This window comes from Roseateles saccharophilus (assembly GCF_031458095.1).
Classification (GTDB): Bacteria; Pseudomonadota; Gammaproteobacteria; order Burkholderiales; family Burkholderiaceae_C; genus Pelomonas; species Pelomonas saccharophila_A.
Genome location: NZ_JAVDXU010000001.1, coordinates 1,592,271 through 1,605,716 on the forward strand (window position 1 = coordinate 1,592,271; position 13,446 = coordinate 1,605,716).

15 protein-coding genes are annotated in these 13,446 nt (G+C 67.5%); 14 read left to right on the forward strand and 1 reads right to left on the reverse strand.

The window, feature by feature from the left end:
- Position 1: 1 nt before the first annotated feature.
- The 13 genes from fliG to truD all read left to right on the forward strand — a co-directional run bounded on the left by fliG (position 2) and on the right by truD (position 11,204).
- A complete protein-coding gene (fliG, locus tag J2X20_RS07395) occupies positions 2–997 on the forward strand; it encodes a flagellar motor switch protein FliG (protein WP_310262970.1) in 996 nt (331 codons plus the stop codon).
- Positions 998–1,240: 243 nt separating this feature from the next.
- Positions 1,241–2,014 (forward strand): FliH/SctL family protein, encoded by a 774-nt coding sequence (locus tag J2X20_RS07400; RefSeq protein ID WP_310262971.1) that lies wholly within the window; start codon positions 1,241–1,243, stop codon positions 2,012–2,014.
- Positions 2,011–3,438: a flagellar protein export ATPase FliI gene (gene fliI / locus J2X20_RS07405; protein WP_310262972.1), complete on the forward strand. Its 1,428-nt coding sequence runs from the start codon at positions 2,011–2,013 to the stop codon at positions 3,436–3,438. Before J2X20_RS07400 ends, fliI begins: the two co-directional genes overlap by 4 nt.
- A gap of 72 nt (positions 3,439–3,510) precedes the next feature.
- Entirely contained in the window at positions 3,511–3,966 is a 456-nt protein-coding gene (gene fliJ, locus J2X20_RS07410) for a flagellar export protein FliJ (RefSeq protein WP_310262974.1), read from the forward strand.
- A 14-nt stretch (positions 3,967–3,980) separates the two neighbouring features.
- Positions 3,981–5,285, forward strand: coding sequence for a flagellar hook-length control protein FliK (locus J2X20_RS07415; protein ID WP_310262976.1), 1,305 nt, complete (start codon positions 3,981–3,983; stop codon positions 5,283–5,285).
- A gap of 132 nt (positions 5,286–5,417) precedes the next feature.
- Positions 5,418–6,014 (forward strand): flagellar basal body-associated FliL family protein, encoded by a 597-nt coding sequence (locus J2X20_RS07420; protein WP_310262978.1) that lies wholly within the window; start codon positions 5,418–5,420, stop codon positions 6,012–6,014.
- Positions 6,015–6,024: 10 nt separating this feature from the next.
- Positions 6,025–7,029: a flagellar motor switch protein FliM gene (gene fliM, locus J2X20_RS07425; protein WP_310262979.1), complete on the forward strand. Its 1,005-nt coding sequence runs from the start codon at positions 6,025–6,027 to the stop codon at positions 7,027–7,029.
- Positions 7,019–7,468 carry a flagellar motor switch protein FliN gene (fliN, locus tag J2X20_RS07430; protein ID WP_310262980.1) on the forward strand — a complete coding sequence of 150 codons (450 nt, stop codon included), beginning with the start codon at positions 7,019–7,021 and terminating at the stop codon, positions 7,466–7,468. Before fliM ends, fliN begins: the two co-directional genes overlap by 11 nt.
- Positions 7,469–7,656: 188 nt before the next feature.
- On the forward strand, positions 7,657–7,977 hold the full coding sequence (locus tag J2X20_RS07435) for a FliO/MopB family protein (RefSeq protein ID WP_310262983.1): 321 nt from the start codon (positions 7,657–7,659) through the stop codon (positions 7,975–7,977).
- Positions 7,970–8,713, forward strand: a complete 744-nt coding sequence (fliP, locus tag J2X20_RS07440; protein WP_310262985.1) for a flagellar type III secretion system pore protein FliP — start codon at positions 7,970–7,972, stop codon at positions 8,711–8,713. The genes J2X20_RS07435 and fliP overlap by 8 nt, the downstream gene beginning before the upstream one ends.
- Positions 8,714–8,773: 60 nt before the next feature.
- On the forward strand, positions 8,774–9,043 hold the full coding sequence (fliQ, locus tag J2X20_RS07445) for a flagellar biosynthesis protein FliQ (protein ID WP_310262986.1): 270 nt from the start codon (positions 8,774–8,776) through the stop codon (positions 9,041–9,043).
- Positions 9,044–9,217: 174 nt separating this feature from the next.
- The gene (gene fliR, locus J2X20_RS07450; RefSeq protein ID WP_310262988.1) at positions 9,218–9,982 is read left to right on the forward strand and encodes a flagellar biosynthetic protein FliR; all 765 of its coding nucleotides are present in this window, start codon (positions 9,218–9,220) and stop codon (positions 9,980–9,982) included.
- Between the two features lie 196 nt (positions 9,983–10,178).
- Positions 10,179–11,204 carry a tRNA pseudouridine(13) synthase TruD gene (gene truD, locus J2X20_RS07455; protein WP_310262990.1) on the forward strand — a complete coding sequence of 342 codons (1,026 nt, stop codon included), beginning with the start codon at positions 10,179–10,181 and terminating at the stop codon, positions 11,202–11,204.
- A 48-nt stretch (positions 11,205–11,252) separates the two neighbouring features.
- Here the strand turns inward: truD and J2X20_RS07460 are convergent, their stop codons facing one another.
- Positions 11,253–12,185 carry a LysR family transcriptional regulator gene (locus tag J2X20_RS07460; RefSeq protein ID WP_310262991.1) on the reverse strand — a complete coding sequence of 311 codons (933 nt, stop codon included), beginning with the start codon at positions 12,183–12,185 and terminating at the stop codon, positions 11,253–11,255.
- A gap of 119 nt (positions 12,186–12,304) precedes the next feature.
- Here J2X20_RS07460 and J2X20_RS07465 point away from each other — a divergent pair, with 119 nt between their 5' ends.
- The gene (locus J2X20_RS07465; RefSeq protein WP_310262993.1) at positions 12,305–13,378 is read left to right on the forward strand and encodes a porin; all 1,074 of its coding nucleotides are present in this window, start codon (positions 12,305–12,307) and stop codon (positions 13,376–13,378) included.
- Positions 13,379–13,446 lie beyond the last annotated feature (68 nt).

Consider the following 13,446-nt stretch of genomic DNA (forward strand, 5'->3'; position numbering starts at 1 on the left):
CATGGATGACAAGGGCATCGAGAACGCCGCAATTTTGTTGATGTCGCTGGGCGAAGAAGAAGCCAGCGAGGTCTTCAAGCATCTGTCGCCCAAGGAAGTGCAGGCGCTGGGCGAGACCATTGCCAAGCTCAAGGTCATCAAGCGCGCCCAGGTCGAGAGCGTGCTCGACAAGTTCGACGCCGTCGCCGAGACGCAGAGCACCCTGGTCACCGACACCGACGAATACGTGCGCGCCGTGCTGCGCAAGGCCCTCGGCGAGGACAAGGCCAACCTGCTGCTGGACCGCATCCTGCAGGGCAGCGACGTCTCCTCCATCGAGAGCCTGAAGTGGATGGACGCCGCCAGCGTGGCCGAACTGCTGCGCAACGAGCACCCGCAGATCATCGCGGCCATCCTGGCCCACCTCGATTTCGACCAGACCAGCTCCGTGCTCAAGCTCTTCACCGAGCGTGGTCGCAACGAGGTGCTGATCCGCATCGCCACGCTGGACGGCATCCAGCCGACGGCGCTGAAGGACCTGAATGAAGTGATGAGCCAGATCCTGGCCGGCGGCGAGCGCATGAAGAAGAGCTCGCTGGGCGGCGCCAAGACGGCGGCCGAGATCATCAACATGATGGGCTCCAGCGTCGAGGCCTCGGTGCTGGACTACATCCGCGAGGCCGACTCCGACCTGGCGCAGAAGATCATGGACAACATGTTCACCTTCGACGATGTGACCAAGATCGACGACAAGGGCGTCCAGGCCATGCTCAAGGAAGTGCAGAGCGAAAGCCTGGTCGTCGCCCTCAAGGGTGCCAGCGCCGAGCTGCGCGAGAAGATCTTCCGCAACATGTCCACCCGCGCCGCCGAGACGCTGCGCGAAGACCTCGAGACCCGTGGCCCGGTGCGCCTGTCCGAGGTCGAGGCCGAGCAGAAGGAAATGCTCAAGATCGTGCGCCGCCTCGTCGACGAGGGCCAGATCGTGCTGGTCGGCGGCGGCGACGACCAGTTCGTCTGAACATGAAGCCCCTCGTCCAAGAAATACCTTGGCCGGGACCGCTCTGCGGCCACCGGCCGCAGAGCTTCGGCAGGCACATGCCGCCCACTGGGCGCCATGTGTCCGGCCTCAGCCCCCGCGGGGACGGCGATGCTTGCCGGTTCGACCGGCAAGCACATCGCCTGAGCAGGCCGGCTAGGGAGCGGCCCGGCGCTCGGCCCGCAATGCATCATGTGCGCGAAGATGCACAGCGGAGCAACTGACATGGCCACCGGACGTCAACCCCCGCGGCAAGTGCCGCCGCCCGATCGTCGCGAAGGCGATCGCCGCGGCACCTATGCCCGCTTCATTCCCGGCGAGGAGCTGCAGGGCGCCAAGGCCTGGAGCATGTCCAACCTGGGTGGCGTGACCGCGCCATCGCCCTTCTCGCCGGCCAAGCCGCCGCCGCCCGCTGCCGCCACGGCGCCGGTGCAGCCACCCCCACCGCCCGAACCCAGCCCGCAAGAGCAGCTGCATGCCGCCCGCCAGAGCGGCTACCAGGATGGCTACCGCGACGGCATGGCCGCGCTGGACGCCTTCAAGCAGAGCTTTGCCCAGCAGATGAGCAAGCAGCTGGGCACGCTGGTGCACAGCTTCGACGACGAGATGCGCGCGTTGGAAGACGAGATGGCTGCATCAATTGCCCGCATCGCCGTCGAACTGGCCCGCCAGGTGGTGCGCACCGAGCTTGAACAGCGCCCCGAGCTGATCGCCCGCGTGGCTCATGACGCCGTCGAGGCCCTGCAGCTGTCGGCCCGCCATGTGCGCGTGCGCGTCCACCCCGACGACCACCCCCTGGTGCAGGAAGGCGCCGGCAACGAGCTGCAGGCCCGCGAGGCCCAGCTCATCCCCGACCCCGATGTGCCGCGCGGTGGCGTCAAGGTCGATGCCGATGTGGCCAGCGTCGATGCCACCATCGCGACGCGCTGGCAGCAGGCCGTCTCGGCCATCGGCCAGCAATCGATCTGGGAAGACCGTCGCCAGGACGACGACGAATGACTTCCGCGCGCACGGACCGCTGGCAGCGCTACCTGGGCGACCTCGAAACGCTGGCCGCCAATGCAGCGCCGCTGGAATCCCAGGGCAAGCTGGTGCGCGTGGCTGGCCTGGTGCTGGAAGCCACCGGCATCAAGGTGCCGCTGGGCTCGGTCTGCCGCATCCAGATGCCCAGCAGCGGCAACAACCCGCGCCGCGGCTCGGCCCCGGTGAATGCGGAGGTCGTCGGTTTCTCGGGCGACCGCGCCTATCTGATGCCCACCGACGAGGTCCAGGGCCTCTCGAGCGGCGCCACCGTCGTGCCCCGCCACCTGCCGCCGCTGGCGCCCCAGCTGGGCCAGCCCCTGCACCCCTGGCGCCGTGGCGAGGACCGCGGCCTGCACCTGCCCATGGGCGACGGGCTGCTGGGCCGCGTCGTCGACCCTCATGGCCACCCGCTGGACCGCGGCGGCGAGCTGAGCAACATCCACAACGAGCCCATGGTGCGGCGCCCCATCAACGCGATGGACCGCGACCCGGTACGCACGCCGCTGGACACCGGCGTGCGCGCCATCAACGCCATGCTGACCGTCGGCCGCGGCCAGCGCCTGGGCCTGTTCGCCGGCACCGGCGTCGGCAAGTCGGTGCTGCTGGGCATGATGGCCCGCTACACCCAGGCCGACGTCATCGTCGTCGGCCTGATCGGCGAGCGCGGCCGCGAGGTCAAGGAATTCATCGAGGACATCCTCGGCGACGAGGGCCGCCAGCGCAGCGTCGTCGTCGCCGCTCCCGCCGATTCGCCACCGCTGATGCGCATGCAGGGCGCCCACTACGCCACCGCCATCGCGGAATATTTCCGCGACCAGGGCCGGCACGTGCTGCTGCTGATGGACAGCCTCACCCGCTACGCCATGGCCCAGCGAGAGATCGCTCTGGCCATCGGCGAGCCGCCCGCCACCAAGGGCTATCCGCCGAGCTGCTTCGCCAAGCTGCCCCAACTGGTGGAGCGCAGCGGCAACGGCCTGCCGGGCGAGGGTTCCATCACGGCCTTCTACACGGTGCTGACCGAGGGCGATGACCCCCAGGACCCCATCGCCGACGCGGCGCGCGGCATCCTGGACGGCCACATCGTGCTCAGCCGCGAGCTCGCCGAGGCCGGCCACTATCCGGCCATCGACATCGAGCGCTCCATTTCCCGGGTGATGACCAGTGTTGCACCCCAAAACCAGGTCGATTCCGCGCGTCGGTTCCGCCAGCTTCTGGCGAAATACAACAAGGCCCGCGACCTGATCCAGCTCGGCGCCTATGCCCCGGGCGCCGACCCCGAGCTGGACCTGGCCGTACGCCTGCATGCCGACATGACGCGGCTGCTGCAGCAGGACATGCACAGCCCGGCACTTCTTCACGCCAGCGTCAGCCAATTGCAGGCCGTGGTCCAAGGCGCCTAAACCTTCGGGTGGCGCCCGCCGATATCGAATGAGCGCTCACCCGCGGGTTGGGCGCTGCGCTGGAGAAGTTGAATGAGTGCAACCGCCAAAGACACGCTGGCCCTGCTGCTGGAACGCGCCGAGAACGAGCGCGACGCCGCCGCACAGGCCCTGCATGCCGCCAGCAACCAGGCGCAAGCCGCGCGCGCCCAGCATGGCGAGCTGGCCGGCTATCGCCAGGAATACCAGCAGCGCTGGACGCAGAGCTTCGCCCAGGCCACCACCATGGACATCGTCGGCTGCTACCAGAGCTTTGGCCGCCGCATCGATCAGGCCGTGGACACCCAGGGCCATGTGGCCAGCCACGCCGACCAGCGCCAGCAGCGCGCGCGTGAAGCCCTCGGCCAGGCCGAGATGCGCGTCGCCGCGCTGCGCCAGCTGATTGCCCGCCGCCAGGCCGAGGCCGACAAAGTCGCCCAGCGCCGTGAACAGCGCGCCGCCGACGAATTCGCCGCGCGTGCGCATCTGCGCCGCATGGCCCACGCCTGAGGAGTCGGATCACCATGCTCAGCAGTGCCCAATCCGTCGCGCCCAAGCCCGCCGCCATGCCGCCCGCCGCGCCTGCGGCCCAGCCCGCCCTGCCCGGTGCGGGTTCGGCTGGCCGCCCCAGCTTTGCGCAATTCCTGAACGACCAGGCCGACCTGGCGCTGCCCCATACCGACCCCGTCCCGCAGGATCCCGACACGGCCAGCGAGGCGACGGCCGCACCGGCCCCTGCAGCCAACACCGCGCCGGCGCGCCGCAAGGAGGGCAACACGCCTTACGCCAAGGCGGCCCCGTCCTCCCAGGCACGCACGCCCGAAGCGACCGATGCGGGCAAGACCACCAAGGCCGTTGGCGACAGCGCCGAGACCACCGACGCGGCCAAAGACTCCGTGCAGGATCTGGAGACCTCGGGGCTGAACGAATTCACGCAGCTCATCGGTCTGGCCGTGGCGCCGCAAGCAGGGCCTCAGCCCATGAGCCCTGGCCTGCCCGGCGCGGAGGCGGCCACCGAGTCCGGCGCCAAGGGCGCCCGCGGCGCTCGTGCCGGCCGCGTGAGCACCGAAGAGGTCGGGGAAGTCGCCACCCATCGCGATGCTGCCGAGGCCGCGACGACATCCACGGGCGAACGCCGCCCCGCCGAGGCCCACAACCGCGCCGCCGATGCCCCCCATGCCAAGGGCATCGAGATCGCCGCTGACAAGGCCGCGGCGGCGCGCAGCGCCAGCAGCGAGGCCCTGCAGCAAGCCACGACCTCGGCACCCGGCGACGCCAGCCCCCGCATGGCCGCGGTGGGCGACGTCGCGCCCCCCAGCTTCTCGGCCATGCTGGCCCAGGCCCTGCCTGCGGCGGCCGCGGCCGGCGACACGGCTCCGACGGCAGCGACCAGCCAGGTGCATGCCGCCCTGCACAGCAGCGCTTTTGCCCCCGAACTCGGCGCCCGCGTCAGCCTGCTGGCCGTGGACGGCGTGCAACAGGCCGAATTGCAGCTCAATCCGGCCGACATGGGCCCGGTGGCGGTGCAGATCGTCGTCGACGGCTCCCAGGCCCAGGTGTCCTTCCATGCCGTCCAGGCCGAGACCCGCCAGGCCCTGGAACAGAGCCTGCCCGACCTCGCCGCGGCCCTGCAAAGCCAGGGCCTGACGCTGTCCGGCGGCGGCGTCTTCCAGCAGGCGCAACGCGATGCCCAGGGTGGCGATACCGAAGCCGGCTCCGGCGGTGACGGCCGTGGTTCGCGCACAAATACCGCTGGCGGTCGTGGCGCCAGCAGCAGCGTGGCCGCGCCGGTACGACGCAGCGTCGGCCTGCTCGACACATTTGCCTGAAGCTGTAGTGGAAATAGCCACGCCGGGCTCCAGCTAATCGGGGCTTGCCCGGCGGGCCCGAGGTCAATAATCGAGCGCATAGGCCCAGGTCCGCAGTGGCGGGCATAGGCATGGACCGTTCAAGGAGTTCACATGGCGACTGCGCCGGCAGCTGAAGCCGCCGCGCCCAAGGGCGGCGGCAGCAAGAAGCTCATCATCATCATTGCCGCCGTGCTCGTGCTGGTGCTGGTGGGCGGCGGCGCGGCCGTCATGCTGCTGAAGAAGAAGCCGCCGGCCGAGGACGGCGAGGACGGTGCCGAGGCCACCGAGACTGCGGCCAAGCCCAAGGCCCATGCCAAGAGCGACCATCCGCCCACCTTCGTGCCGCTGGACCCGTTCACGGTCAACCTGGCCGACAAGGACGTGGACCGCTTCGCCCAGATCGGCGTCACGCTGCAGGTCGAGGATCCCAAGTTCGCCGACCAGATCAAGGCCTATATGCCGGCCATCCGCAGCAATGTGTTGATGGTGCTGGCCCACAAGACGGCCGCCGAGCTGCTCACCAAGGAAGGCAAGGAAAAGCTCGCCAAGGACATCATGCGCGAGTCGGTGCGCCCCATGGGCATCGAACTCGACGATGAGGAAGACGACCACGCCGCCGCCGACGCGCCGAAGAAAAAGAAGAAGAAAAAAGCCCACGTCGAAAGCCCCGTGACGCAAGTCCTGTTCTCCAACTTCATCGTGCAATAAAGCCGCGCAAATGAATCAGCAGATTCTTTCGCAAGACGAAGTCGATGCACTGCTCCAGGGCATCACCGGCGAGAGCCAGAAGCTCGAGGCCGAGGAGGAGCAGGTCGGCGGCATACGCGAGTACAACCTCGCCAGCCAGGAACGCATCGTTCGTGGGCGCATGCCCACGATGGAGATCATCAACGAACGCTTCGCGCGCAATATCCGCGTCGGCCTGTTCAACTTCATCCGCAAAAGCCCGGAAGTCGCCATCGGCGGCATCAAGGTGCAGAAGTACAGCGCCTTCCTGCGCGAGATCGTCGTTCCGACCAACTTCAACATCGTCTCGGTGAAGCCGCTGCGCGGCAGCGGACTGATCGTCTGCGACCCGACGCTGGTGTTCGCCGTCATCGACTCGCTGTTCGGCGGCATCGGCAAATTCCACGCCCGCATCGAGGGCCGCGACTTCTCGCCCACCGAGCAGCGCGTCATCACCCGCATCGTCGAGGTCATCCTCGCCGAATACCACAAGGCCTGGAAGGGCATCTATCCGCTCGAGCTGGAATACCAGCGCTCGGAGATGCAGCCGCAGTTCGCCACCATCGCCACGCCCAGCGAGATCGTCGTGTCGACGTCCTTCACGCTGGAGATCGGCGAGACCAGCGGCACCATCTACTTCTGCATCCCCTACTCGACGCTGGAGCCCATCCGCGACGTGCTGTATTCCACGACCGTCGGCGACTCCTCCGAGCCCGATCGGCGCTGGATCAATCTGCTCAAGACCCAGATCCAGTCGGCCGAAGTAGAACTGGTGGCCGAGCTCGGCACGGCGCCGGCCACCGTCGAGCAGTTGCTGGCCTTCAAGCCGGGGGACTTCATCGAGCTGGACCTCGACCCCATGATCCAGGCCAAGGTGGACGGCGTGCCCGTCTTCGACTGCCACTACGGCACGTCCAATGGTCGCTACGCCCTGAAGATCGACAAGATGCTGACCGGCTCCAACGAGAGCTGGTTGGGAGCCAAACATGAGCCCTGATTCACCCAGCCAAGAAGAACAGGACGCGATGGCGGCCGAATGGGCTGCGGCCCTGGCCGAAGCCTCGTCCGCCCCCGCGCCTGCCACCGAGGTCGTCGCCGAAGTGGCCCCCGAGCAGGTGTCCACGCCCAGCTTTGCCAACTTCACGCCGACCAGCGGCGCGGGTCCGGGCAATGACATCAACATGATCCTGGACATCCCCGTCCAGCTCACCGTTGAACTCGGCCGCACCCGCATCCCGATCAAGAACATCCTGCAACTGGCCCAGGGCTCGGTCGTGGAACTGGACGCCCTGGCCGGCGAGCCCATGGACGTGCTGGTCAACGGCTATCTGATCGCCCAGGGCGAAGTGGTGGTCGTGAACGACAAGTTCGGCATCCGCCTGACCGACATCGTCACGCCTTCCGAGCGCATGCGCCGCCTCTCCAAGGCCGCTTAAACAGACCACCCCCTACCGGCTTCGCCGGCCCCCTCAAGGGGGCGACCTCGGCCGCCCGGCAAAGCCGGATCGGCGAGGTCCGCGCGAGGGCGCCGCGCCTTTGGCGTCGGCGGTCGTTGAACGAGCGCAGGTTTAACGCGCCATTTAGGGGGTTTGCGGGCTCAAGTCCGTCCGCAGAATGCCGAGGCATGAATGCTTCCGGCCTGCTCCCCTTCCTCTGGTTCCTCGGCATCGTCGCGCTGATCCCGGTCGCGCTGTGGCTGCTCAAGCGCACGCCCATGGGCGGCGCGGCGGCGGCCGGCGTGTTGCGCGTCGTGGCCCAGCTGCCCACGGCGCCCAACCAGCGCCTCCTCGTCGTCGAGGTCGGCCAGGGTGAAGACCGCCGCTGGCTGGTGCTGGGCGCCACCGCCCAGAACATCACGACGCTGCATGTGATGCCGCCGCAGGCCGAGCCGGTGGCACCGGCCACGTTCTCCAACCTGCTGAAGAAGGAACGCGGCGATGCGTAAGGCGATCGGTCTCGCGCTGCTGCTGGCCGCCGGCGGCGCCTTCGCCCAACAGGGCCAGACCCCGCCGGCCTCGCTGCCGCTGCTGGTCGGCCAGGGCGCCGGCGGCAGCTACTCGGTGCCCATCCAGACCCTGCTGTTCTTCACGGCCCTGGGCTTTCTGCCCGCGGTCATCCTGATGATGACGGCCTTCACGCGCATCGCCATCGTGCTGAGCCTGATGCGCCAGGCCCTGGGCACGCAGGCCGCGCCGCCCAACCAGGTCATCGTCGGCCTGTCGCTGTTCCTGACCTTCTTCGTCATGAGCCCGACACTGGACAAGGTCTATGCCGACGCCTGGCAGCCCTACAGCGCCGGCACCATCCAGTTTGACGAAGCCCTGAAGCGCGCCGAGGTGCCGATGCGCGGCTTCATGCTCAAGCAGACCCGCCAGGCCGACGTGGCCCTGTTCTCGCGGCTGGCCAAGGTCGACCCCAGCGTCAAGCCCGAGGACGTGCCCTTCAAGGTGCTGGTGCCGGCCTTCGTGACCAGCGAGCTGAAAAGCGCCTTCCAGATCGCCTTCCTGATCTTCATCCCCTTCCTCGTCATCGACATGATCGTGGCGAGCGTGCTGATGAGCCTGGGCATGATGATGCTGTCGCCCGTGCTCGTCGCCCTGCCCTTCAAGCTGATGCTGTTCGTCCTCGCGGACGGATGGAACCTGCTCCTTGGCTCGCTTGCAGCCAGCTTCGTGACTTGATCAATGGGGACAGGGCAGTCGGCGAGTACGCCGCCAAGTCTGTCCCGCGAAGGAAAACATATGGACGCCCAACAAGTCTTCACCTTCGGCCAGCAAGGCCTCTACATGCTGATGCTGGTGGCCGCACCCATCCTCATCGTCGTGCTGCTGGTCGGCGTCGTCATCAGCGTCATCCAGGCGGCCACGCAGATCAACGAGGCGACGCTGTCCTTCGTGCCCAAGGTCGTCGCCGCCATCCTGACGCTGGCCGTCGCCGGCCCCTGGATGATGACCACGCTGGTCGAGTACATCCAGCGGACTCTCATGACCATTCCCAACGTCGTAGGCTAAGGATGTGTCGGCCCCTCGCCCGGTCTTGCGGCGCTGAACGCGCGCAAGCCCAGTCGGTCCCCCGAGGGGACGGCGATGCCTGCCGGATCGACCGACAGGCCCATCGCCAGAGCGGGCCGGCTAGGGAGCGGCCCGGCGCTCGGCCCGCAGTTCCATGCACCACGGAACGCTGACATGTTTTCTGTGACCGAAGCCCAGCTGCTGGCGTGGTTGAACCCGCTGCTCTGGCCCTTCATCCGCACGCTGGCCCTGTTCGCCGGCATGCCGACCTTCAGCCAGCGCAATGTGCCGCTGCGCCTGCGCGTCGGCCTGGCCCTCTTCATCTCGGTGGCGGCCCAGCCCTCGCTGCCGCCCATGCCGGTCACGCCGCTGGACTCATTGCCGGGGCTGACGCTGCTGGTGGCCCAGCAGCTGCTGATCGGCCTGTCCATGGGCTTTGCGGTGCGCATCGTGTTCGCGGCGCTGGAGTTCGCCGGCGAGATCATCGGCCTGCAGATGGGCCTGAACTTCGCCGGCTTCTTCGACCCCGGTACCGGCGCCCAGGGGACAGCCAGCAGCCGCTTCTTCGGCAGCATGGTGGCCTTCCTCTTCATCGCGATCAACGGCCATCTGCTGCTGATCAACGCGCTGATCCAGAGCTTCCACGCCTTCCCGGTCGGCACCGAGCCCTTCGCTTTCCTGCGCGTGGCCATGCCCCAGCAATGGGGGGCCGAGATCTTCAGCATCGGCCTGTGGATCGCACTGCCGCTGATCACGATGCTGATGTTCGTCAACCTCGTGCTCGGCGTGATCTCCCGCGTCGCGCCTCAGATCGGCGTCTTCTCGGTCGGCTTTCCGCTGACCGTCAGCATCGGCCTGATCGGCATGGTGGCCACGCTGCCGCTGATGCAGACGCCCTTTACGGTGGCGTTGGAGCGTCTGCTCGCGGCGTTCAGTTAGCTGCCGGGGATACGGCGACCCGCTGGATTGAGCTCTGCAGCGGGGGCGGGCGCTTCTTCTGGACTTCAGACAACTTCTGGAGGCAACTGATGGCGATCTTCAAGGCGTGCGACAGGGGAGAGAATCCCGGTCTGGACTGCCCCCCGGTCGACTGGACAGCCTGTCCCGATCGACAGCGGGTGCCGTCAGACTGCTCATGACCGACGCTCAATACACGACCCTGCCCCAGTGGCCCCACGCTTATCCGGCCAACGGCGCCAGCGCCACCCTGAAACTCCTCAACGAGGATTTCATCGTGACCGAACTGCCGCTGCAGCTGCCTTCCGGTGAGGGCGAACACATCTGGCTGGACATCGAAAAGAACGGTGCCAACACCGCCTTCGTCGCCCAGCAGCTGGCCGAGGCCGCCGGCGTGCAGGAAATGGACGTGGGCTATGCCGGCCTCAAGGACCGCTACGCCGTCACCCGTCAGTGGTTCAGCATCTATCTGCCGAATGGGAAGGGGAAAGGCGAGACGCCCGACCTGACCGGGCTTCAGCACCCGGAATTCAAGGTACTGAGCCAGAGCCGCCACGTGAAAAAGCTGCGCCGCGGTGATCTGCGGGGCAACCGGTTTCGCATCGTGCTGCGTGACGTGAGCGGCGATCGCGACGCCATCGAGGCCAATCTCAAGGCCGTTGCGTCGCAGGGCGTGCCCAACTACTTCGGCGCCCAGCGTTTCGGCTTTGAGGGCGGCAACGTCGAACAAGGCCGGGCCATGCTGGCGCGAGAAATTCGCGTGCGCAACCCGAAGAAGAAGGGCCTCTACCTGTCGGCGGTGCGCTCCTTCGTCTTCAATGAAGTGCTGGCGCTGCGCATCCGGCAGGGGCTCTGGGGCAAGACCCTGCCCGGTGACGTGATGGATGAGGCGGGCCGGCCCACCGGACCGCTCTGGGGACGGGGCCGCGTGACCACCACCGATGAAGCGCAGGCCCTGGAGAACGGTGTGGCTGGACGTCACGCCATCTTGTGCGACGGCATGGAGCACGCCGGCCTGGATCAGGAGCGCCGCGCCCTGGTGGCGACCCCGGAGGACATGTCATGGGAATGGCCGCAAGCGGACCAACTGGTGCTCAGCTTCTCCCTGCTCGCCGGGAACTACGCCACTTCCGTGCTGAATGAAATCCTCCGCACCACGGAGCCCGATCGGCACACGGAGAACGAGGCTGCGGCTGTCGAATGAGGGAGGCCCACCCACGCGACGTGCGGTGATGATGCACGCGCTCAGGGTTCAATGAGCGCCGCCTGCTGAAGCGTCGCCTGGCCGCATCGCCAGCTCGCTACGCAGCGCCTGCACCAGCGCTTGCGCCGGCCCGCCCAAGCGCCGGCCCTGGCGGGTGATCAGGCCCAGCGTGCGCTCGATGCGCGGCTGCTTGAGCGACACCCCCACCAGAGCCGCCCCGGGCCGCACGGACAGCGCCAGCCGCGGCACCACCGCCACACCCAGCCCAGCCTCCACCAGGCCCAAGGCGCCGGCCACATGGTTGGCTTCGAACTGCACCATGGGTCGCTGCTTCAGGCGCGACAACGCCTGGTCGATCAAGACGCGGTTGCCGCTGTCACCTGCCACCGCCACCATGGGCTCGGCCAGCAGGTCCCGCCAGCTCAAGCCGGCGCGCTGCGCCAAGGGGTGGTCTGTTCGCAGGGCCAGAACATAGTCCTCGGTCAACAGCGGCTGGAAGTCGATCTCGGGGTGCGAAGCGCCGGTGAAGCTCAGGCCCAGCTCGGCCTCGCCAGACTGCACCGCGCGCAAGACTTCGGGCGCCCCCTCGTCCAGCATGCGCAAGCGCATCTCGGGGTGGTCGGCGGCCAACCGAGCAAAGGCGCGCGGCAACAACGTACTGGCCACGGTGGGGATGCAGGCCACCGTGAGACTGGCGGCGCGGCGCGCCACCTCCCGCTCCACCTCATCCACGCCGGTACGCAGGGCCGCCAAACCGCGCTCGGCATGGGCCAGGAACTCGCGCCCCTCCGGCGTCAATGCCACCCGACGTGTGGTGCGCTCCAGCAGCCGCACCTCCAGGACCTGCTCCAACTTGTCCACCCGACGGCTGAGGGCGGGCTGCGAGAGGAACAGCGCGTCAGCTGCTCCCTTGAAGCTGCCGGCATGCGCCACGGCGACGAAGGCCTGGACTTCATCGAGCGTGAGATTGATGCGCTTCATGGAAGAGTGAATCCAAATAATGCACTTAACAAATAAGTGTGCCCGTTGCACCATCGCTTCACAAGCAGGCGCCCACGCAACAAGCAGGCGCCGGCGCATTCAGAACATCGGAGACACCCTTGAAGCAGAAATCCATCCTGTCGGCAGCCCTTTTGTCCCTTGCGGCCGGCGGTGCCCTGGCGCAAAGCAGCGTCGTCGTCGGCGGCATCGTCGACTCGGCCGTTCGCTACGTCCACAACGAAGGCGGCGGCTCGATCAAATCGCTGGTGAGCGGCTCCAATCAGACCAGCCGTCTGTACTTTCGCGGGGACGAAGACCTCGGTGGCGGCCTTTCCGCTGGCTTCTGGCTGGAGTCTGGCCTGAACGTTGACACCGGCACCAGCACGGGCGGCACGCAGTTCTTCGACCGTCGCGCCACGTTGTCGCTGTCGAGCCGCGGCATCGGCGAACTTCGCCTGGGCCGCGACTATGTCCCGACCTACACCCTCTGGGTGCGCCACGACCCCTTCTCGCATGTCGGCGTGGCCGGTTCGAACAATTTCTCGTCCTCGTCTCAGCAGGGGCCGATCCGAAGCGCATTCAGCACGGGCCCGAATACGACGGTCCGATCCAGCAACGCCGTGGAATACCTCCTGCCGTCCGGCCTCGGTGGGCTAGAGGGTGGGCTGACGGTTGCAGCCGGCGAAGGTGGAAGCGCTGCGAATGGCCAAGACAAGCTGATCGGCGGCCGCATCGGGTGGCAGAGTGCCAGCCTGGGCGTGCACGCCAGCCGGGTGATCACCTCCAATGACCTCACGGCGTCCGGCAAGTTCAAGGACACGCTGCTCGCCGTGAACGGAACCGTCGGTCAGGTGCGGATGAACGCAGCGCTGCGCAAGTATGAGCAGGCCCTGTCCGAGGAGACCCTCCTCTTGCTGTCGACAGCGGCGACCTTGGGCCAGGTCGAGCTGAAGGCGTCCTATCTGCGGGCCAATATGAAGGGCAAGGTCGGCACGGCGGCGATTGACGCCAATGATGCGACGCAGATCGGCCTCGGTGCGGTCTACAGCCTATCCAAGCGGTCAGCGCTCTATGTCCAAGGCGCTCGGATCAACAACGACGGCAAAGCAAGCTTCTCAATCCCGGGTGGCACCACGATGGTCGCCGGGGGCAGCTCCAAGGCCCTTGAAGCCGGTGTGCGCCACAACTTCTGACGCTGGTCTCAAGCCCCGATAGGTCACGACCAGGCGACGCTTCATCGTCGCCCCTTGCTTCACAAACA